Source organism: Rhodococcus sp. MH15 (assembly GCF_019266045.1).
In the GTDB taxonomy this organism is placed as follows: Bacteria; Actinomycetota; Actinomycetes; order Mycobacteriales; family Mycobacteriaceae; genus Rhodococcus_F; species Rhodococcus_F qingshengii.
The window spans coordinates 121,564-142,792 of record NZ_LPNP01000082.1; the positions used below are offsets into that span (position 1 = coordinate 121,564).

22 protein-coding genes and 1 tRNA gene are annotated in these 21,229 nt (G+C 61.6%); all 23 read right to left on the reverse strand.

The genetic code is table 11. The features are described from left to right. On the reverse strand, positions 1 to 2,181 hold a 2,181-nt coding region (locus ATN37_RS32855; RefSeq protein ID WP_308125243.1), incomplete at its 3' end, for a DNA-directed RNA polymerase subunit beta. A gap of 461 nt (positions 2,182 to 2,642) precedes the next feature. Then, entirely contained in the window at positions 2,643 to 3,506 is an 864-nt protein-coding gene (locus tag ATN37_RS30635) for a hypothetical protein (RefSeq protein ID WP_007728432.1), read from the reverse strand. Positions 3,507 to 3,551: 45 nt separating this feature from the next. After that, entirely contained in the window at positions 3,552 to 4,280 is a 729-nt protein-coding gene (locus ATN37_RS30640; RefSeq protein ID WP_218696052.1) for a hypothetical protein, read from the reverse strand. Positions 4,281 to 4,379: 99 nt separating this feature from the next. After that, positions 4,380 to 5,627 carry an MCE family protein gene (locus ATN37_RS30645; RefSeq protein WP_003942085.1) on the reverse strand — a complete coding sequence of 416 codons (1,248 nt, stop codon included), beginning with the start codon at positions 5,625 to 5,627 and terminating at the stop codon, positions 4,380 to 4,382. Then, positions 5,624 to 6,901 (reverse strand): MCE family protein, encoded by a 1,278-nt coding sequence (locus ATN37_RS30650; protein ID WP_003941859.1) that lies wholly within the window; start codon positions 6,899 to 6,901, stop codon positions 5,624 to 5,626. The genes ATN37_RS30645 and ATN37_RS30650 overlap by 4 nt, the downstream gene beginning before the upstream one ends. Next, positions 6,898 to 8,151 (reverse strand): MCE family protein, encoded by a 1,254-nt coding sequence (locus tag ATN37_RS30655; protein WP_218696053.1) that lies wholly within the window; start codon positions 8,149 to 8,151, stop codon positions 6,898 to 6,900. Before ATN37_RS30655 ends, ATN37_RS30650 begins: the two co-directional genes overlap by 4 nt. Next, on the reverse strand, positions 8,151 to 9,146 hold the full coding sequence (locus ATN37_RS30660; RefSeq protein ID WP_003942053.1) for an MCE family protein: 996 nt from the start codon (positions 9,144 to 9,146) through the stop codon (positions 8,151 to 8,153). Before ATN37_RS30660 ends, ATN37_RS30655 begins: the two co-directional genes overlap by 1 nt. Then, positions 9,143 to 10,222 carry an MCE family protein gene (locus ATN37_RS30665; protein WP_003941932.1) on the reverse strand — a complete coding sequence of 360 codons (1,080 nt, stop codon included), beginning with the start codon at positions 10,220 to 10,222 and terminating at the stop codon, positions 9,143 to 9,145. Before ATN37_RS30665 ends, ATN37_RS30660 begins: the two co-directional genes overlap by 4 nt. Then, a complete protein-coding gene (locus tag ATN37_RS30670; RefSeq protein ID WP_003942007.1) occupies positions 10,219 to 11,580 on the reverse strand; it encodes an MCE family protein in 1,362 nt (453 codons plus the stop codon). Before ATN37_RS30670 ends, ATN37_RS30665 begins: the two co-directional genes overlap by 4 nt. Continuing rightward, positions 11,577 to 12,437 carry an ABC transporter permease gene (locus ATN37_RS30675; protein WP_003941894.1) on the reverse strand — a complete coding sequence of 287 codons (861 nt, stop codon included), beginning with the start codon at positions 12,435 to 12,437 and terminating at the stop codon, positions 11,577 to 11,579. Before ATN37_RS30675 ends, ATN37_RS30670 begins: the two co-directional genes overlap by 4 nt. A gap of 5 nt (positions 12,438 to 12,442) precedes the next feature. Beyond that, positions 12,443 to 13,237 (reverse strand): ABC transporter permease, encoded by a 795-nt coding sequence (locus ATN37_RS30680; RefSeq protein ID WP_003942038.1) that lies wholly within the window; start codon positions 13,235 to 13,237, stop codon positions 12,443 to 12,445. A 9-nt stretch (positions 13,238 to 13,246) separates the two neighbouring features. Continuing rightward, complete coding sequence (locus ATN37_RS30685) at positions 13,247 to 14,368, reverse strand: ABC transporter ATP-binding protein (protein WP_007728450.1); 1,122 nt, start codon at positions 14,366 to 14,368, stop codon at positions 13,247 to 13,249. Positions 14,369 to 14,627: 259 nt separating this feature from the next. Continuing rightward, complete coding sequence (gene rplL / locus ATN37_RS30690; RefSeq protein ID WP_003941857.1) at positions 14,628 to 15,014, reverse strand: 50S ribosomal protein L7/L12; 387 nt, start codon at positions 15,012 to 15,014, stop codon at positions 14,628 to 14,630. Positions 15,015 to 15,092: 78 nt separating this feature from the next. After that, the gene (gene rplJ, locus ATN37_RS30695) at positions 15,093 to 15,677 is read right to left on the reverse strand and encodes a 50S ribosomal protein L10 (protein WP_165639675.1); all 585 of its coding nucleotides are present in this window, start codon (positions 15,675 to 15,677) and stop codon (positions 15,093 to 15,095) included. 419 nt (positions 15,678 to 16,096) lie between these two features. Further along, positions 16,097 to 16,789: a hypothetical protein gene (locus tag ATN37_RS30700; RefSeq protein ID WP_165639676.1), complete on the reverse strand. Its 693-nt coding sequence runs from the start codon at positions 16,787 to 16,789 to the stop codon at positions 16,097 to 16,099. Positions 16,790 to 16,923: 134 nt separating this feature from the next. Beyond that, on the reverse strand, positions 16,924 to 17,643 hold the full coding sequence (gene rplA / locus ATN37_RS30705; protein ID WP_003941982.1) for a 50S ribosomal protein L1: 720 nt from the start codon (positions 17,641 to 17,643) through the stop codon (positions 16,924 to 16,926). Between the two features lie 109 nt (positions 17,644 to 17,752). Next, positions 17,753 to 18,187 carry a 50S ribosomal protein L11 gene (rplK, locus tag ATN37_RS30710; RefSeq protein WP_003941896.1) on the reverse strand — a complete coding sequence of 145 codons (435 nt, stop codon included), beginning with the start codon at positions 18,185 to 18,187 and terminating at the stop codon, positions 17,753 to 17,755. A gap of 66 nt (positions 18,188 to 18,253) precedes the next feature. Beyond that, complete coding sequence (nusG, locus tag ATN37_RS30715; protein WP_003942049.1) at positions 18,254 to 19,090, reverse strand: transcription termination/antitermination protein NusG; 837 nt, start codon at positions 19,088 to 19,090, stop codon at positions 18,254 to 18,256. A gap of 84 nt (positions 19,091 to 19,174) precedes the next feature. Then, on the reverse strand, positions 19,175 to 19,678 hold the full coding sequence (gene secE / locus ATN37_RS30720; RefSeq protein ID WP_054781361.1) for a preprotein translocase subunit SecE: 504 nt from the start codon (positions 19,676 to 19,678) through the stop codon (positions 19,175 to 19,177). A gap of 31 nt (positions 19,679 to 19,709) precedes the next feature. Beyond that, a tRNA-Trp gene (locus ATN37_RS30725) sits at positions 19,710 to 19,782 on the reverse strand. A gap of 173 nt (positions 19,783 to 19,955) precedes the next feature. Further along, positions 19,956 to 20,381 (reverse strand): (3R)-hydroxyacyl-ACP dehydratase subunit HadB, encoded by a 426-nt coding sequence (gene hadB, locus ATN37_RS30730; protein WP_003941909.1) that lies wholly within the window; start codon positions 20,379 to 20,381, stop codon positions 19,956 to 19,958. Then, complete coding sequence (gene hadA / locus ATN37_RS30735) at positions 20,368 to 20,922, reverse strand: (3R)-hydroxyacyl-ACP dehydratase subunit HadA (RefSeq protein WP_019744315.1); 555 nt, start codon at positions 20,920 to 20,922, stop codon at positions 20,368 to 20,370. Before hadA ends, hadB begins: the two co-directional genes overlap by 14 nt. A gap of 86 nt (positions 20,923 to 21,008) precedes the next feature. Further along, a complete protein-coding gene (rpmG, locus tag ATN37_RS30740) occupies positions 21,009 to 21,176 on the reverse strand; it encodes a 50S ribosomal protein L33 (RefSeq protein WP_003941903.1) in 168 nt (55 codons plus the stop codon). Positions 21,177 to 21,229: the final 53 nt, after the last annotated feature.

The window sequence follows — 21,229 nt, forward strand, 5'->3', positions numbered from 1 at the left end:
ACGCTGCGACAGAATGATCGCGTCCTCGTAGTTGTGGCCTTCCCACGGCATGATCGCGACGAGCAAGTTCTTGCCCAGCGCCATCTCACCGTTCTCGGTGCAAGGGCCGTCGGCCAGAACCTGGCCGGCCTCGACACGCTGTCCCTCGTCCACGATCGGACGCTGGTTGGCGCACGTGCCCTGGTTGGAACGCGCGAACTTGCGCATCCGGTACGTCTTGCGGCTTCCGTCGTCAGCCATCACCGTGACGTAGTCCGCGGAGATCTCCTCCACGACACCGGTCTTCTCGGTGATGATGACGTCGCCGGCATCCACAGCTGCACGCAGCTCCATGCCGGTACCAACGAGAGGTGCCTCGCTGCGAACCAGCGGGACAGCCTGACGCTGCATGTTCGCGCCCATCAGGGCACGGTTTGCATCGTCGTGCTCGAGGAACGGAATCATCGCGGTTGCGACGGACACCATCTGACGCGGCGAAACGTCCATGTAGTCGATATCCGAGGACGCGACGAACTCGACCTCGCCACCCTTACGGCGGACGAGAATCTTCGAGTCGGTGAAGCGACCCTCGCGGTCGATGGCCGAGTTGGCCTGCGCGACCACGTGGCGGTCTTCTTCGTCAGCGGTCAGGTAGTCGACCTCGTCGGTCACCTGTCCGTCGACGACGCGACGGTACGGGGTCTCGATGAAACCGAACGGGTTGACGCGGGCGTAGACCGACAGCGAACCGATCAGGCCGATGTTCGGGCCTTCCGGGGTCTCGATCGGGCACATGCGGCCGTAGTGCGACGGGTGAACGTCGCGTACCTCGAGGCCGGCGCGCTCACGGGACAGACCACCCGGGCCGAGGGCGGACAGACGACGCTTGTGCGTCAGCCCCGACAGCGGGTTGTTCTGGTCCATGAACTGCGACAGCTGGGAGGTTCCGAAGAACTCCCTGATCGCAGCGACGACGGGACGGATGTTGATCAGCGTCTGAGGCGTGATTGCCTCGACGTCCTGTGTGGTCATGCGCTCACGAACCACACGCTCCATGCGGGACAGGCCCACGCGGATCTGGTTCTGGATGAGCTCGCCGACGGTACGCAGACGACGGTTGCCGAAGTGGTCGATGTCGTCGACCTCGACGGGAACCTCGACGCCGCCCGGAGCCGTCATCGAGGTGTCACCTGCGTGCAGACGCACGAGGTACTCGACGGTGGCGACGATGTCTTCTTCGGTGAGCGTGGATGCAACGATCGGCTGACCCGCGTTCAGGCCGAGCTTCTTGTTGATCTTGTAACGACCCACGCGAGCGAGGTCGTAGCGCTTGTCCTTGAAGAACAGGTTCTCCAGCAGGGTCTGCGCGCTCTCCTTGGTGGGGGGCTCGCCCGGACGCAGCTTGCGGTAGATGTCGAGCAACGCCTCATCGGTGCCGGCGGTGTTGTCCTTCTCCAGCGTGGCCATGAGGATCTCGGAGAAGCCGAAGCGCTCCGTGATCTGCTCGGTGGTCCAGCCGAGTGCCTTGAGCAGGACGGTGACAGGCTGACGACGCTTGCGGTCGATACGGACACCAACGGTGTCGCGCTTGTCGACGTCGAACTCGAGCCATGCGCCGCGACCCGGGATCACCTTGACGCTGTGCAGATCCTTCTCGGTGCTCTTGTCGACGCTCATGTCGAAGTACACACCGGGGGAACGCACGAGCTGCGAGACGACCACACGCTCGGTGCCGTTGATGATGAAGGTGCCCTTGTCGGTCATCATCGGGAAATCTCCCATGAAGACCGTCTGGCTCTTGATCTCACCAGTGTTGTTGTTGATGAACTCCGCGGTGACGAACAACGGCGCCGCGTAGGTCATGTCCTTGTCTTTGCACTCGTCCGTCGAGGCCTTGACCTCGTCGAATCGAGGGTCGGAGAAGGACAGCGACATAGTGCCGTTGAAATCCTCGATCGGAGAAAGCTCCGCGAGGATGTCCTCGAGACCACCGGACACTGCATTGTCGCCGAGTGCCGCTGCTCGTTCACGCCAACTCTGCGCGCCGATCAGCCACTCGAACGAATCTGTCTGTACGTCAAGAAGCCCGGGAACTTCGAGGGGTTCGCGAACTTTCGCGAACGAAACCCTCTTCGGGGCTCCGGGGATTCCGGAAACTGCCTTGGTCTGGCTAGAGACTGCCAAGATGCGTCCTTCCAGCACCTCACGCGGGCCGCTCCGTGCTGTTGCGACCGCCGCTGTATCTGCTTCGAATTTCGCTGGTTACAACCCGAACGAAACCCGTCGCAGAAAGCAAGAAGTACTTGACTTCGCAGCGGTTGAGACGAGGGGTGGACAGGAGGCAGCCAGCGCAACGTCCAAAAGTACACCCTTACTCTGGAAATGTCGAGTCGGGTGTAACTGAGGGTCGAATTCAGATACTGACGTGAGACTGCCGATCACTCGTCCGTGCATGTTCACCGATCAGAGTGGACCTTGCGGACCGCTCCGTCAAGGGCGAGAGCGCGTGTCGCAGCATTCGAACATTCGTGACGCGCATTCGAACACTGCCACCGGGAGTGTAGCCAGCAACGGCGTCACATACGAAAAATCTGGACCGACATCGTGCGTCGATCCAGATCTTCGCGCTGGTGCGCAGGTGCTACTGGTCGCGAATCTCCGAGCTACTGGTCGCGAATCTCCGAGATCAGCCAGTTTCCGTCCTGCTTCTCCAGACTCACGATGACCATTCCGGAGCGAGAGTCTGCCGCCACGCCGTTCTGCGTCGAGCTGACGTTCAGTTGGGCGAGCAACTGCGCCCGGTCCTTCTCGAGCCGTGTGATCCCGATCAGCGGGACATCAGCGGTCGTTGCCGTCTGGGTTTGTTCGACGCCGGCCTTCTGCGTGTCCTTGTACTGCGTCAGCTGATCGCGCATCGACTGGTTCAGGCCCTGGACACCCTTGTCGAAATCGGCGTCGAAGGTGTCGGGAGAAAACGTGAAGACTGCAGCCAACGCCGACGGCGTCACACGAAGAACTTCAGCCGTGGCGCCTTCGTCCACCCAGGCGATGTCGTCCGTCTTCGCGCCGACTTTGAAGAAGGCGATGCCGGCGAGGATCGCGACGATGACCGCTGCGGCCCCCAGGATCGCGACCAGGCGCCAACCGGCCTTGGATTGTGTAGGTGTTGTCGCCGACTCCCCCGCGCCCGTCTCCGGGGTAGCAGGGGCCTTGGGCTCGTCTGCGACGGTTTTCGCCGGTTTGGTCAGATCGGGGCCCGGTGTGGATTCCGGAGCGTCGGTTTCCGTCTTCGGCGGCTCGATGTCTCCGGACTCTGCCTTCGTGAGCGTCGGCTTCGCAACCTCCGGCTTCGCAACCTCCGGCTTCACAGCCTCCTGTGTTTCCTCTTCCGGCTGTTCGATCGTGGGCTCGACCGGATCCGAATCGGACGTCCCCGCGGGGACGTTGAGCGAGCGAGCGCTTCCGGCGATCTTCGGCCGACGGTTCTGCGGGGAGGACGGTCCGCCGGTACGACGTTTGGGTGGCATTACGCGCTTCTCCTTCGAGGGATGTCGGTGTGCAGGTTCGACGAACTACTGGCCACCGGAATCACCACCCTCGGTTGTCGGTGCGGGAGCACCGGAGGCAGGTGCCTCGGTCCCCGAACCGGGTGCGGGCGTTGCGTCAGGAGCAGGCGTGGAGCCGTCGGTGGCCGGCAGGGTGCCGGAGCCGAGATCGAGCCGAGAGCCGATCGGATCAGCCGACTGAGCCTTCCAGACCCCGTCGACCTCGACCATGCCCAGCCGCATGCCGAGCTGATTCTTGACGAACTGGTTGCCCTGGGTCGTGGTGACTCGAACGACGACCAGTGCCGTGGCGGTTCGGTCATCGGTATTGAGCTCGGTCAGCGCGGACTGAACGACTTCGGTGTCAGCCTTCGAGCCCGAGTTACGCAACTCGTCTGTGATGGAATCCTGAACGGTCTGCAGATACGTCGTCATCTCGTCACCGGTCACCGAAGAACGCATGTTCTCGATCGACTGGTCGAGATTGGCCGAATCCGCGTTGTTGAGGTTGATCGCGACTTGCTGCGCACCGATAAGCGCGTCGTCACGCATCTCGGCGGTGGTGCGGTCGGTGGTGAGCGCCCGAACGTACGGGACGCCGAACACACCGAGCGCAACCACGGCCGCCAGAAGCAAGACACCGAGCGCAATCAGAGACGCTGTCAGCCCCTTCGGTCTACCGGTTGTCGGCGCTCCCGATTCCACTTGCTCGGGCCCGCCGGACTGCGGGGAACTGTTTCTCTGAATCACACTCACTACCCTACTTACCTGTTTTGCCCAGCCTCTGGCCGCGAATCGTCAACTGCCACAACTCAGTAGCCTGAACTGCACAAACTCGACCACATTCGGATCGGTCTACTTCGGTGTCACTCCGAGCAACGGCGCCAACTGCGTCGCGATCGGGTTGAGGTTCAACTTGTCCGGATCGACCTTCGGCTTGAAGTCCCAAGGCTGGATCGTGTCGGGATCGGCGTACACCACGCGGTTGGCACTGCGGACGCCCGTCTCGCTGCCCAGCGGCGTCTCACACGACGCGGCGGTGTTGAGCGGGAAGTCCTGCTGGGTGTCGTCGAAATTGGGATTCTGACGCTTCATCTCGTCCAGGATCGCCATGGTGCCTTCGTAACCCACCGTGCACGAGAGCGGATTGTTGGTCTCCAGCACCAAGCCCTGATGGACCGTTCCGTCGCCGGGAGCAACCGTCGGTGCGGCAGCGGCCAGACCGGGAAGGAAGATCAGGAACGGCTGCAGCGCGATCGTTCGCGGCGCAAGCGTCTTGGTGGTCGCGGCAAGATTGGTCAGGTCAGTCGTCAGGCTCGGGCCCGCCTCGTTGATGAGAGCACCGATCTGATCGCTGGCCGGGATGCCGTTGTCGATCAAGCGACGGATGTCCGGATCACTGGTCCGCAACTGCGCCGTGACAGCATCGAGATCGGTACTGAACTGCTTGATCGCGGAGGACTGATCCGACTGCGTCGTCAATACCGTCTCACTGTTCCGAATCAGCGCGAGCGTCTGAGGCAGAGTGTCGAGCCCGGACTGCGAGAGGCCGGACAGCGAATCGGCCAGGACCTGAATGTCCTCGCCCTTGCCGTTGAACGCTGCACCGAGTTCGACGGCGACGGTGTGGAGCGCGTCGACGGGCACGGACTTGACCAAGCCGTTGGCACTGGTCAGCACATCCTCGATCGGGATCGGAGTTGTGGTGTCCCCCACCGCGATCACCGAGCCGTCCTCGAGAAACGGTCCCTGGTCGGTATCGGGCTGAAGGTCGACGTACTGCTCACCGATGGCGGAGCGGTTGGCCACGACGGCACGGGCCGACGCGGGAATCTCCGGAGCACTGTTGTCGATCTTCAGGTCGACCTGAATTCCGTCCTCGGTCAACGACATGTCGCCCACTCGCCCGACCGGCACGCCGCGATACGTCACCTCGGCGTTGGTGAAAATTCCACCGGACGTGGCCAATTCGGTCTTGACCGTGTACTGACCGAACCCCATGAGGTTGTCCAGGCGCACGTACTTGGCGCCGACGTAGATGAGACCCAGGAGCGCAACCACGACAAAGCCGACGAGCTGCCATCTGACCAGAGCTGATCTCACTGTCCATCACCGCCGATTCCGAACTGTTCCAGCATTCCCTGGATGGGGTTGAGTGGGTTCGCCGCGGGCGCCGGCGTTGCCGGGTCACCCGCTGTTGTGGCGGGAAGGCCGGCGACAACGGGAACCTGCGGCAGGATCGGAGCGATCGGCAGCAGTGACACTGTCGGCCACCCCGGTCGCGGCCCGTTGCCGTTGTAGTACGGGTTGGAGGGGTCGACCACCGGCTTGGGATTGCCGAACTTGGGCTGGCGGTATTCCGGTTCTCCCTGCCCGACACCGAGACCCGAGAGTGTATTGCCGATCTGCAGGTCGACACTCAGGAAGAGGTTGACGGAACCACCCTGTGCAATCTTCTCGACACCGTCCGGGAACGGGAACGTCGGAAGGAACGGAAGTGCCCCCACGAAGTCGTCACCGGAGTCTGCGAGCGCCTGCAGCGTCGGACGCAGAGCCTGAAGATCAGCGATCAGATCGTCCTTGGACTGTGTGAGGACGTCGGTTCCCACTGTTCCGAGTCGATCCACCTGAGCGAGCATCTGCGTCAGCTGCGGACGCTGCTCGTTGAGAACCTGTGTCGCAACGGGGAGTTCCTCGAGAATCTTCCCGATCTTCTCGTTCTGATCGTTGACGCGAGTCGAGAGCACATCCAGGCCGTCGAGGGCGCGTGTGATGTCGTCACGCTGCTCGTTGAGTCCACCGATGAGTGTGTTCGCCTGCTCCAGAAGACTTCTCGTCTTGCCTTCGCGACCGTCGAACGCGGCACCGAGTTCTTCGACGATGGGCTGCAACTGGCCCACACCGCCGCCGTTGAGCAGCAGCGACAATGCGCCGAGAACCTGCTCGATCTCCGTGGCGTGGCGAGTGCGATCCAGCGGAATGAGGTCACCGTCGGCCAGCTTCGCAGAGTCCGGTCCGGACGGCGGGGCCGACAGCTGGATGAACTTCTCGCCGAGCAGGTTGGTCTGCTCGACCGCGGCAATTGCGTTGGCGGGCAGATCAACCGACGAGTCGAGGATGATTCCGACGTCCGCGGTCCATCCGTCCGGTCCGACCGACACGTCGTCGACTCGACCGACGGGAACGCCGTCGACCTTCACAGCGGACTGCGGAACCAAGTCGAGCACGTCGTCGAACTGAATGGTCAAGTGCATCGGATCGGAACCCACATCAGGACCGCCGGGAAGCGGGACAGCGTAGATCCCCTCGGACGAGCAGGCGGTTGCCGAGATCAGGACGGCGCACAATCCGGCGCCGACTATCAACGAACGCTTCACTCGCCCTCCCCGTTTCCACTGGTCAGTCGCGGTGACACGACGCCGGGCACAGTGCCCGGAACTACCTGCATCTGTCGTTCGGAACCGGCAAGGATGCCGAAGGGAAGGTTCAGGCCTGCAGCCTGATTGGCTGCGTCGGTCATCGCTGCGACGTTTGCGCACTGGTCGATGGCCGGTTGCATCTGCCGTCCCAACGCCTCGAACCGCGGATCACCGGGCAACAGTTTGCCGAGGTCCATCAACTTGCAGAGAACTCCGGCCGGGTTCTGAAGATCAGGGAACGCCAGACGTGAAGCCAGCACACCTGATTCGGCGTCGTACGAGTTGACCAGGTTGGAGATCGCCAACGGAAGCATGGTGAGCGTGTTGGCCAGGGCTTCCTTGTTGTTCGCCAATGTCTGTGTCGGTTCGACGAGACCTTCGGTTGTCTGGACCAGTTGATCGCGGTTGTCGGCCACGAACTTCGCGACGTCGCCGAGCGCAATCGAGAGCTGGTTCAGAGCGGCACCGAGATCGTCGCGCTCACCTGCCAGGAATCCGGTCAGGTCCGACAACTGCGTGTTGAACTGGCGCACCTGCTGATCGTTGGCCGCGAGAGCGCCCACAAAAGTATCCAGGTTCTTGATGGTGAGCGAGATGTTGTCACGCGAATCGTTGAGCGTCCGTGCGGCATCCGAGAGGTTGGTGATGCTGTCTCCCAACGCTTCACCGTTGCCCTCGAGGTTGGCCGCACCTGTCTCGACGAAATCGGACAGTGCTCCGTTCTTGTTGGCACCTTCAGGACCGAGAGCCGACGCGAGTTCGTCGATGCTGGAGTACAACTGGTCGACCTCGACAGGCGTCGCCGTCTTCTCGATCGGAATTACTGCACCGCTGGCCATCTTGTCGCCGCCGGTGAAGACCGGTGTCAGCTGGATGTAGCGGTCGGCAACCACCGACGGCGTGATCTGAGCGGCACCGGCACCCGCGGGAATGTCGATCCCACGATCGACACGCAGCTCGACCTTGACCTGATCTCCCTGGGGTTCGACGGATTCGACGGTGCCGACCTTGACACCGAGAACACGAACGTCGGAACCGTCGTAGATACCCACCGACTTGTCGAAGTAGGCGGTGATCTTGGTGGTACCGGCGCGAGTGAACACCCACCACAGCGCGCCACCGATTACGAGTAACCCGATCAGAACAGCGGCGATGATCGCGACCGAGCGCTTCTTGGAGCCGCTTCCGGCTTCGGCAGTATCAGCCATCAGTTGCCTCCCAACGTACGAACGGGGTCACGGTAGCCCGGAATGTCCGGCAGACCCGGCGGAAGGAGGTTCACGACGACCTGGTCGAACCAACGGCCGTTGCCGACCACGTTGGCATACAAGCGAATGAAGGGTTCGTAGAGCTTCAGTGCCTTGTCCAGGTTCTCGTTGTTTGCCTTCAGGATGTCGATGACGCCGTTGAGCTGCGTCAGCGCCGGCCCGATTGCCGCCTCGTTGTCACGAACGAGACCGGTGAGCTGCTGAGAGACGCGCTGGGTTCCGGTGAGCAGCTGCGAAATCGCTTGCTGGCGATTGTTGAGCTCCTGCACCAGTAGTCCACCGTCTCGGATCAGCTGGGTGAATTCCTTGTTGCGGTCAGCAAGAATCTGCGACGTCTTCCCGGTGGCGGCGAAGAGCTTCTGCAAGTCCTGATCGCGGCTCGCGATCGTCTGCGACAGCCGACTGACGCCGTCGAGCGAAGCGCGGACATCGCCAGGTGTCTCGGAGAATGCCTGGGACAACGTCTCCATGCTCTTCGCCAACTGGTCGGTGTCGATGTCGCCGACGGTGTCCGCCGCGGCCGAGAAGGCCTGAACGACGTCGTACGGAGAGGTGGTGCGCTCGAGCGGAATCCGATCCTTGGGATCGAGGTTGTCGGTTCCGCGCGGATCTAGGGCGAGGTACTTCTGTCCCAGAATGGTCTTGATCTGAATGGACGCAGAGGTTTGATCTCCCACCCACGCGTCACTGACCTTGAAGTCGACGAGAACACGGTCACCGTCGAGATCGACGGAAGTGACCTTGCCGACCTTCACGCCGGCGATACGAACCTCGTTACCAGGCTTGAGACCCGCGGCTTCGGAGAATTCGGCGGAGTAGGACGAGCCTGCTCCCACGAACGGAAGCGAATCGAGGAAGAACGCGGACAAAGTGGCCAGCAGCACCACGAAGATACCGATGGCTCCGGCCATTGCCGGACTGCGACGTTTACTCATCGACCTTGCAACTCCCTCATACCGTCTTGAGTGCATCGCGTGGCCGCGTTGGTGTAAATCGGCTGATTGACCGTCGGCAGGCCGGTGGGCAGATTCAGCGAGGCAGACTGTCCTGGACCGGCAACGATGTCGATTCCGCACAGATAGAACTGGAACCAGGAACCGTAGCTCGCTACGCGTGCGAGCTTCTCGAGCTTGACCGGCAAGGTCTCGAGCACCGCGTTGACGTCGTCACTCCGACGATTGAGTGTGGTCGCCAGCGTGTTGAGTGCCGTGATCGAGCCCTGAATCGACGGCCGCGTCGGCTCGAGCAGGTCTGCCGTCGCGTCGGTCAGGCCGGCGAGTGAGGTGACGGCCGAACCGACCACCCCACGCTCGTTGGCCAACCCGGTGACGAGTTGCTGGGTGTTGACGATCAGTGAATCGAGGTTCTTGTCGTTCGCGTTGACGGTGTCGAGAACGTCGTTGAGGTTCTTGATCACCGCGCCGATGACCGCGTCCTTGTCCGCGACGGTGTTGGTCAGGCTCGCGGTGTTGCGCACGAGCTCACTGATGGTGCCCGATTCGCCTTGGAAGACCTGGATGATCTGGTACGACAGCTTGTTGACGTCGTCCGCGCTCAGGGTGGTGAACAGCGGCTTGAAGCCGTTGAAGAGTGTCGTGAGGTTGACTGCCGGGCGCGTCTGAGACAGCGGCAGGGTATCGCCGCCGGTGATCTTCTTGCCTTGGCTGCCTTCACCCTGCGAGAGCGAGATGTACCGCTGCCCCACCAGGTTGCGGAACCGGATGGTGGCGATGGAACTGGCCGGCAACCAATCACGGTCGGATACCGAGAACTGGACCTCGGCCTGGTTGTCGTTGACGATGGCAATCTTCTCGACCTGGCCGACACGAACACCGGCAATGCGAACCTCGTCGCCCTCGTTCAACGAAGTGACGTCGGAGAAGACGGCGTTGAACTTGGTGCCGCCACCGCCGCCGAGGTTGGCGATACTGGCTGCCAGCAGTCCTGTCGCCAGGACCGTCACCACAACGAAGATGATGAGCTTTGTCAGCGGAGCTGCGAGTCCTCTCATTGGACGCTCACCTCCGCACCTGCGAATGCCGGAGCGCTGACCATCGTGGTCCACGCCGGAACATCGTCCGGCGCAACACCGTTGGCCTGTCCGTAGATCACCTTCAACGTATCCTCTTCGAGTTTCGAGCCCGCGTAGCCGGCCTGCTGAGCCGGACCGCTGTTGTTGGTCGAGAACAACTGAGGTCCGGAGCCCTCAGGTGCAGGCAGGAATTCCATGGTGGCGGGACCTGGATTGCGGGAAGGAACCTGGTAGGAACCGTCACCGTACGAACCGCCGGGGTACTGCGGGAACGGACGACCGGGCTCGGTGACGTTGTCGTAGCAAACCGGGCCGCGGTTGTCGACGAGCCGTGGCTCGTCCTGGTTGGGCAGGTAGCGACCCTTGGGGTTCACGATCTGAATACTCGCACGCACACCAGGATTGGGCGCGTCGGTGGACAGGATCTTGGCAGCTTCCGGAGCGGTGTCCGAGAAGCCCTTGAACGTGCACCCGAAGGTCGGAGAGTACTGGGCCAGAAGCTGGAGAGCTTCCTTCGAATCCGCAGCGAGCGTGATGATCGAGGACGAGTTCGCTTCGAGGAAGGCTGCGGTGTCCGACGATGTCACGGTGAGCGACGCCAGCAGTGTCCGCAACTGGTCCTGCTTCTGCACCACCGTGTTACCCGTGGTCCGCAGATTGTCGAGAGCGTTGATCAGATCGGGCGCAGCGTCCGAGTACGTCTGGGAGAAGTCCGCGAACTTGCGCAGATCCTCTTGCACCGCGGGCAGTTCGGTATTGACGCCGCGGAAGATCTCCTCGAGACGATCGACCGTCAGACCGAGCTCGGCGCCGCGTCCCGTCAGACCCTGCGCGAGAGAACCGAGAGTGTTCGCCAGATCCTGCGGCGGAATCGCCTGCAGAAGTGGGAGCAGTCCGTCCAGAACGTCGCCGACCTCGACAGCATTGCCGCTCTTGTCCTGGTGGATCACCGTTCCCGCGGAAATCGGGGTCGCGGTGGTTCCCTCCGGAATGATCAGGGAGACGTAGCGCTCACCGAAAAGCGTCTTCGGGAGCAGACGCGCCGTGACGTTGGACGGAATGAGATCAGCCTTGTCCGGCTCGATCGCGAGGACCGAGGTGACCTGGCCGTCTTTCGTCGACGCGGATCGCACCTCGCCGACCAGCAGCCCACGGACCTTGACGTCCGCGTTGGGTGGCAACGCATTTCCGACTGTGTCGGTCACGAGGTCGATCTTCACGACGTCCTTGAACGTCTTGTTGAAGGTTCCGATGGTGAAGGCCAGGAACAATGCCAACACCACGAAGAACACGAGTCCGAGCACACGGCGGCGCAGGACTGACGGAGCCTCGATCATCCGGCCACCCTCACTGTCGTCGTGGTGCCCCAGATTGCGAGGCTGAGGAAGAAGTCGAGAACGGCGATCGTCACGATTGCGGCGCGAACAGCGCGGCCGACGGCCACGCCGACACCTGCGGGACCACCTGAGGCATGGAACCCGTAGTAGCAGTGGATCAGGATCAGCACGAAGGCGAATACCAGGACTTTCGCAAACGAATACAGCACGTCCTGCGGTGGCAGGAACAGGTTGAAGTAGTGGTCGTAGGAACCCGTCGACTGCCCGTTGAAGACCGTGCTGATCACTCTCGAGGCGAGGTACGCCGCAAGCAGACCCACGATGTACAGCGGGATGACGGCGACGAAGCCGGCGATCATGCGCGTCGTGACCAGGAACGGCACCGACGGAACTGCCATGACCTCGAGCGCGTCGATCTCTTCGGAGATTCGCATGGCACCGAGTTGAGCGGTGAAACCACAACCCACCGTGGCCGAGAGCGCAAGAGCCGCAACGATCGGAGCGATCTCACGGGTGTTGACGTATGCGGAGAGGAAGCCGGTCAGGACCGAGCTACCCAACTGCTCCAGAGCGGCGAAGCCCTGGAGGCCGACGACGACACCCGTGAATCCGGACATCATCGCGATGACGCCGATGGTTCCGCCGATCACCGCGAGCGCACCGCTACCGAAGGTCACTTCGGCGAGTAGTCGAAGCGTCTCCTTCCGGTACCGATGCAGCGTGCGAGGGGTCCACGCGATGGCGCGCGCGTAGAACGACATCTGCTCGCCCGCGCGGTCCAACGCGTTCACTGGAATTCTGGCTACTTTGCGACTCTTCAGCAGGAACTGATCGCCGCGGCCTCGTGCGATGGTCATTTAGGTCAAGATCCCTTCGCCGGCACGATCTGGAGGTACACCATCGTCAGAATCAGATTGGCGAAGAACAACAGCAGGAACGTGATGACGACGGCCTGGTTCACCGCCTCACCGACGCCCTTCGGGCCACCGGACGGGTGGAGTCCCTTGTACGCGGAGATCACACCAGCGATGACACCGAACACCGCGGCTTTGATCTCACCGCTCCAAATGTCCGGTAGCTGCGCAAAAGCTGAGAACGACGAGATGTAGGCACCGGGGTTACCGCCCTGCAGGATCACGTTGAAGAAGTAACCACCCGCGATACCGACGACGGACACCAGTCCGTTGAGCAGAACAGCGATCAGCACCATCGCGAGTACACGCGGAACCACCAGGCGCTGAATCGGATTGATTCCGAGGACTTCCATCGCGTCGATCTCTTCACGGATGGTTCGAGAACCGAGATCGGCCGTCACGGCCGATCCGGCCGCACCGGCGACCAGCAACGCTGTCACCAGGGGGCTACCCTGCTGGATCACCGCCAGGACGCTGGCAGCGCCAGTGAACGATTCTGCACCCAACTGCTTGATCAGCGAACCGGTCTGCAGTGAGACGACGGCGCCGAAAGGGATGGCTACCAATGCCGTCGGCAAAATTGTCACGCTGGCGATGAACCAGGCCTGCTCGATGAACTCACGGAACTGAAATGGACGCCGGAACGTATTCCTGACGACGTCGACAAACAGTTCGACGATGTTTCCGGCCTGAGTTAATGCTCCGTTGACCGGACTCAGAACCGAGTTGCGGGTAACCCCCATCCGATATGCCTACCCTTGCCCGTGTGTCGTGTTTCCGTAGGGATCGCCCTCGTATGCAGGAATGACCTGCGTGTCTTGCGAGTTGTCGTTCCACTCCCCCTGATAGCCGCTCGCTTCGGCGTACTGGGGATCGTACTGCCCAGTTCCGTCAACCTCGTCGAGGCTGTCCTGAATCGCCGCCTGTGCGTTAGCTGGGAGGGTGTGCATGATCTGACGGACGCGCTCCTGGCGACGACGAACAGCCTGACGCTCCGGGTTTCCGGGGGTGGCCTTCATCTGCGGCACGATGCCCTCGACGTCGTCGACACCACCGGCGTGGTGACCGGCGTCGACGAGCGCCTGCTCGTGCGCCATCTGAGCCTCGTCCTTCTCCTCCGACATACCGATCGGACCGATCATCGTTCCGTTGAGGAACTGCTTGACGACGGGCTCGTCCGAGGTGAGCAGCACCTCACGAGGACCGAACATCACCAACTGACGACGGAAGAGCATGCCGATGTTGTCCGGCACCGTGCGTGCGAGGTTGATGTTGTGCGAGACGATCAGAATCGTCGCGTCCGACTGGGCGTTGATGTCGATCAGCGTTTGGCTGATGTACGTCGTACGCACCGGATCCAGACCGGAGTCGGGCTCGTCGACGAGGATGATCTCGGGATCGAGAACGAGTGCACGCGCCAGACCGGCACGCTTGCGCATACCGCCGGAGATCTCACCGGGAAGCTTGTCCTCGGCGCCGACCAGACCCGTGAGGTCCAACTTCTCCATCACGATCTTGCGGATATCGGATTCCGACTTCTTGGTGTGCTCACGAAGCGGGAAGGCGATGTTGTCGTACAAGTTCATCGAGCCGAACAGTGCGCCGTCCTGGAAGAGAACGCCGAACAGCTTGCGGATCTCGTAGAGCTCCTTGGAGGAGCACTGCAGGATGTCCGTGCCGTCGATGACGATGGAGCCTTGTTCAGGGCGGAGCAGTCCGATCAGGGACTTCAGGAACACCGACTTACCGGTACCCGAAGGCCCGAGCAGTGCGCTGACCTCACCCGCGGGAAGTGTCAACGACACGTCCTGCCAAATCCTCTGCGACCCGAAAGACTTTGTCAGTCCTTGTACCGCTACCTCGACTCCCACCATTACCTCCGCGACGTCCGTTGCATGCATGCACCCGTGTGGGTTGGGTCACTCTATCGCATGGGAGTGGTACCCGTGACTGCGAATACTACTAACGAGTAGGGAAGAAGCATAATTCAGATCACAGCCTAGTTCGGACACCCCTCCCACCTGCATGAATTCCGGCATATCACCCGCGAAAAAAGTTCAAAAAAAGAGGGCCACTCCCCGTGGGGAGTGGCCCTCTTCGTTACTACTCGCGAAGAGCAGCGGGAAAACCGTCTTACTTGATGACGATCTTTGCGCCGGCAGCTTCGAGCTTTTCCTTGGCAGCCTCTGCGGCGTCCTTGGCAACCTTCTCGAGGATGGCCTTCGGAGCGCTCTCGACGAGATCCTTGGCTTCCTTCAGGCCGAGGCCGGAAACGACCTCACGGACGACCTTGATGACCTGGATCTTCTTGTCGCCAGCCGACTCGAGGACGACGTCGAACTCGTCCTGCTCTTCAGCAGCTTCTGCGCCGGCAGCCGGTGCGCCTGCAGCGGCGACGGCGACGGGAGCAGCAGCGGTGACCTCGAAGGTCTCCTCGAATGCCTTAACGAACTCCGAGAGCTCGAGGAGGGTGAGCTCCTTGAACTGGTCCAACAACTCTTCGGTGCTGAGCTTCGCCATTGTGGCGGTCCTTCCTGTAAGTCCCATGTCGCTGATCCGCGACCGGGCGGGGTTATAGCAGTGATGCGCGGGTGCGGATCAGCTTTCGGCTTCGGCCTCGGCCGGAGCCTCGATGGCAGCCTCTGCGGGGGCCTCTGCGGCTCCGCCTTCTGCAGCCTTCTTCTCCTGCAGGGCAGCGGCCAGACGGGCCATCTGCGAAGCGGGAGCATTGAACAGGCCTGCGGCCTTTGCCAAGTTGCCCTTCATCGCGCCGGCAAGCTTTGCCAACAGGATTTCGCGGGATTCGAGATCCGCGATCTTGTTGACCTCTTCCACGGACAGCGCAGCGCCGTCCATGTAGCCGCCCTTGATGATGAGCGCCTTGTTGTCCTTAGCGAAGTTCTTCAGAGCCTTCGCAGCGTCGACCGGTTCGCCCTTGATGAATGCAATGGCGGTCGGACCAACGAACAGGTCATCAAGGCCCTCGATGCCAGCCTCTGCGGCGGCACGCTTGACCAGGGTGTTCTTGGCGACGGAGTAGGTGGCACCTTCTCCGAGAGCGCGTCGCAGTGTCGTGATGTTGCCAACCGAAAGGCCACGGTATTCCGTAACCACAGCGGCGGTCGAACCCTTGAACTGCTCGGTGATTTCCGCAACTGCGGAAACCTTCTCAGGCTTTGCCATACTTCGCCTCCTCTCGTGACAGTCGTTGTCCCACTCAGGAACCGCTGCACCTCATCGGGGTGAACCCGAGAAGACACAGTCCGCGACATGCAAAACGCCCCGGCGCAAGCGCACGGGGCGTACAGAGGAAACATGAAGAAGAGGCTTACGAATCAGCGTAACGATGCAAAGCGAGGCAGTGCATAACCAGGCAAACTGTAGAACCACTACATCAAGCTATCCCCCTACCTCGTTCACCTACGTGGGCCGCCGGGCACTCCCGGACTTTCAACCACACCCATCACTGAGTGCAATCACCAACGGTCTTGGGTAGAACATGATTTTGGGGTGAAGTTCATATCCAGCACTGAACTCCGCGTCGAAGACTACCTGACTGCTCGCTGCATAACCAAATCGGGTTCGTCACGCACCCGGTTTCTTCAAGCACCGATAGCCCTGGCGATCTTGTGTTCGATTGCTGCCCGAGCTCGGTCCGGCAACACCAGCAGTCCATCGAGTTCCTTGTGGGCCTTCCGATACGCACTCTGACGTTCCTGTGGCGTCGCGCCCTCGTCCATGGCCAGTCGCAGCAGACGTTGCGCCCGTACCAGGCGTTCTTGTTCGTCGAGGGTGAATCCGCTCCGTCGGCGGCGCTTCGCCTCAGCTTCCGCGATTTCGAAGGCGATCGAGTAAGCGTGCACCGCCTCGCGGTACTCGGTTTGTGCCTGCTGGTTGCCGATCATCGTCTCCGGATTGCCTGGGCGAAGCAGATCGGCACGATATTTGGCTCGATGAAAATCGGCCGTCAAAGGCTCACGCATGTCCGTCATCATCGGAGTGTCGAGCAGTGTGACCGGATCGAGCTCGTACGAGAACCATCGGGCGTCGACCGCATCGTGCTGCTCGATTGCCTTGGCCAGCTCTCGGCGCTGTGTTTCTTCGTCGGCGTGATGTTGTGCGTTGGCCTGCGCGATGGCGACCTTGGTCTCCTGCTTGAGCCGGAAGCGCTCTTGCCGGCGCTCGATCCGCCTTTCGTTGGCAACCGCGACACCTTTCAGCGCCCCACCGATGGTGCCGCCGAAAACGAAGATCAGCCACCAAAAGTTTCCGAGGAACTGGAACGCTTCGTGCATACCCCGATGATGCCACCGTTAGATCGATACCACCGATGGACCGATACCACCGGCAGGGATCACCCTCTCCCGAAACGACAAGAAGGCCGGCAGGGAGTGATCCCTGCCGGCCTTCTTGTTCGTATGCGGACTGCTTACGCGTCTGCAGCATCCTCGAGGAGGTTGCGAGTACGGTTCGGATCCACCGGGATGCCCGGACCGGTGGTGGTCGAGACCGTGATCTTCTTCACGTAGCGACCCTTGGCCGACGAGGGCTTCGCACGCAGGATCTCGTCCAGGGCTGCGCCGTAGTTCTCCACCAGCTTCTCATCGTCGAACGATGCCTTGCCGATGACGAAGTGCAGGTTGGCCTGCTTGTCGACGCGGAAGTTGATCTTTCCGCCCTTGATGTCGTTGACAGCCTTGGTGACATCCGCCGTGACGGTGCCCGTCTTCGGGTTCGGCATCAGGCCACGGGGTCCGAGGACACGGGCGATGCGGCCGACCTTGGCCATCTGATCAGGAGTCGCGATTGCGGCGTCGAAATCGACCCATCCACCCTGGATGCGCTCGATCAGGTCTTCTGCACCGACTACGTCAGCGCCTGCAGCCTCGGCTTCTGCTGCCTTCTCGCCAACAGCGAACACGATGACGCGAGCGGTCTTACCGGTGCCGTGGGGCAGGTTGACCGTTCCGCGGACCATCTGGTCAGCCTTACGGGGGTCGACGCCCAGACGAACTGCAACCTCAACGGTTGCATCCATCTTGGTGGACGACGTCTCCTTGGCGAGCTTTGCAGCCTGAAGCGGGCTGTAGAGCTTGTCTGCGTCGATCTTCTCAGCGGCGGCGAGGTACGCCTTGCTGCGCTTTGCCATTTGTTCTGTCCTTACTTGTCACTGCAGCGAATTACCTGTGCAGTGGTGAATGGTTCAGTTGTGGTCGGGGCCTGGCCGGCCCTCCCACGTAATGCTGTGGAGCGGACTATCAGCCCTGGACCGTGATGCCCATGGAACGAGCGGTGCCGGCGATGATCTTCGCGGCCTGCTCGATGTCATTGGCATTGAGGTCTTCAGCCTTGGTCTTCGCGATTTCGCGCACCTGATCCATGGTCACCGAGGCAACCTTGGTCTTGTGCGGTTCGCCGGAGCCCTTGGCGACGCCGGCTGCCTTGAGGAGCAGCTTGGCGGCGGGAGGGGTCTTCAGCTTGAAATCGAAGGTCCGGTCTTCGTAGACCGAGATCTCGACCGGCACAACGTTGCCGCGCTGGGACTCAGTCGCCGCGTTGTAGGCCTTGCAGAACTCCATGATGTTCACGCCGTGCTGACCGAGCGCGGGACCCACGGGAGGTGCAGGGTTAGCCTGACCTGCCTGGATCTGCAGCTTGATGAGCCCGGCGAGCTTCTTCTTCTTTGGGGGCATCTCTAGTTCCTAGTTTCTAGCTTGGGTGTGTGTCTTGCGTCGAACAAATTGCAAGTTTTGGGGTGGTCAGATCTTCGCGACCTGGTTGAAGTTGAGCTCAACCGGGGTTTCACGACCGAAGATCGACACGAGAACCTTGAGCTTCTGCTGCTCGCCGTTGACCTCGCTGATGCTGGCCGGAAGGGTTGCGAACGGGCCGTCCATGACGGTGACCGACTCGCCGACCTCGAAGTCGACCTCGATGAGGGGCTTGCCGAAGGACTCGGACGGTGCCTCGCCTGCTGCGACGGCGGCCGCTGCAGCCTGCTGCTTCTTCTGCTCCTGCTGCGGGAGCAGGAACTTGACGACCTCGTTGAGGGTCAGCGGCGAGGGACGCGACGTGGCACCGACAAAACCGGTGACACCAGGCGTGTTGCGCACGGCGCCCCACGACTCGTCGTTGAGCTCCATGCGAACGAGGATGTATCCGGGCAGAACCTTGCGGTTGACCTGCTTGCGCTGGCCGTTCTTGATCTCGGTGACCTCTTCGGTGGGAACTTCCACCTGGAAGATGTAGTCGCCGACATCGAGGTTCTGAACGCGAGTCTCGAGGTTGGTCTTGACCTTGTTCTCGTAACCGGCGTACGAGTGGATGACGTACCAGTCACCCGGGGCGCGGCGCAGCGCAGCCTTGAGTTCGGCAACGGGATCCTCGACCTCGAGCTCGGCGGCGGGAGCGGCCTCGTCGGAGTTCTCGGCATCGTCGGAGATGACGTCCTCGGTCGCTGCAGCGTCTGCATCAGTGCCTTCGGCAACGTCTGCATCGGTGCCTTCGGCAACCACGACGTCTACTTCGGCTGCCGCCTCGGCAGAAACACGCTCTTCGGCCAAAGCCTCATTCGTGTCGTTCTCGGGGGTGCTCACTGGGGCACTCGCTTCCTCTCGTTACTCGGACCCGGGTCGGGTCTTGTCGCGCTCGCAGGCAAAGACGCCCGACTGCTACGGCGATCAGCCGAACAGCCAGGTGACACCCTTGATCACAGCGATATCGACGCCGCTGATGAAAGCGACCATGAAGACCACGAACGTCAGCACGACGCTGGTGTAGGTGATCATCTGCTTGCGGTTCGGCCAGATGACCTTACGGAGTTCTGCGATGACCTCGCGGAAGAATTTGCGCAGGCGCTTGAAGATGTTGTCCTTCTTCGCCTTGGGCTTCTTGCCGGGGTTCGTTGCAGTCGGCTTGGCCGAAGATGTCCGGGATGCCGTCCGGGCCGGAGTCTTCACGGTGGACGCGCTGACCGAGGCGCCGCGTGCAGCGCGCTTGCCGGTCGGCTTGTTGGAAACCCCACTGGATGCGGAGGGAGCCTTTTCGGCAACGTCCTTGTCCAACGAAAGATCGGAACGCGTAGTCGCGTCAGCTGCAGTGTCGTCGACACCGGTCGAATCGGCAGACGGTGAAGTCTCCGCATCCGAAGTGTCGGCGTCGCGCTTGGCGCGCTCCTCGCTCACGTCGTTCCTCTCAGTCGCTGGCATCCGGGGGCAGGGGCGACAGGACTTGAACCTGCAACCTGCGGTTTTGGAGACCGCTGCTCTGCCAGTTGAGCTACGCCCCTTTGGTTGACCTCGACAGGTAGACCCTGCCTGAATCAACCGTTCTGCGATCACACAACATACGCGCTACCCGAGGTGAATGTCTTGCAACATTCAGGGCAGCGCGCAGCGCTGAGGAATCCCAGAAATCTCAGTGTACTTCAAAGCCCCGGAACAAACACAATCCGCCCTGCGATCAGGCTAGACGGACCGTGGCAGTGGCACGACCGAAGATCTTCTTACCTTCGGACTTGGCCACAATTGCCAGTACTGCGGTCTTGCTTTCTTCGTCGATCGACTTCACCTTGGCGGTGAACTCGATCTCGGCAGCCTTGTCGGCTGCCACGATCACCGGGCTCGTGAACCGTACGTTGTACTCGGTCACTGCGCCCGGATCTCCCAGCCATTCGGTGACGTAGCCGGCACCGATGCCCATGGAGAGCATGCCGTGCGCGACGACGTCCGGCAAGCCGGCAAGTCGTGCGACCTCGTCACTGAAGTGAATCGGATTGGGATCTCCCGAAACACCCGCGTAGTTGGCGAGGTTTCCACGCGTCAGGGTGACGGACTTCTCGGGGAGAAGTTCGCCGACACTCACGTCGGAAAATTTACGAAGCGACATGCATCATCACGTCCTTGACTGCGTGGGCGATGTTCTCGTCCACTTCCCCACCCGTTCGAGCAACAAGCGTCGTCCACGTGGTGACGACGGCTTCGTCGTTCTGATCGGTGATGATGTTCTTGGTCACGATGATGTCGCTACCTGCGGCCTGCCTGAACGAATCCAGGAAGACGTCGCAGAAGAGTCGGTCACCGACCTGCATGGGCTTGTGCAGCACCAAGCGCTGATCGGTCTGAAGAATCTGACTCAGGTCGTAGCCTGTGACGATCTCTTCGAACAGACGTCGCTGAGCAATGGCACCCACGATGGCGACGAACGTGATGGGAGCGATCAGGCCGTCGTATCCGAGGCCCTTGGCTGCCGACTCGTCGTAGTGCGCGGGATGGGCGTCCTGGACGGCGCGAGCGAACTCGCGTACCTTCTCGCGTCCGACCTCGTAGAAGTCTTCGACACGATAGTGGTGACCGACCATCTGGACGGCATGAGCGGCCGGGTCCGTAGGGACCTCGGCCGCTGCCTGGTTCTCTTGCAAATCTGTCACGCGGTGAGACTCTCTTCTAGCTAGGACCCGAAGACGCAGGCCCAGAGAGGGTCTTCCGCGAAAATCGTCGTCCTGTTAAGGACTTACTACTTCGACTCGCGATGCGACTGGTGGGTTCCGCAGTTGGGGCAGAACTTCTTGAGCTCCAGGCGATCGGGGTCGTTGCGCCGATTCTTCTTGGTGATGTAGTTGCGGTGCTTGCATACCTCGCAGGCCAAGGTGATCTTGGGCCGAACGTCGGTCGAGGAGGCCACGGGATGCCTTCTTTCGGGTGTATCTGATTACGAGCAATCAGGGTGGATCATGC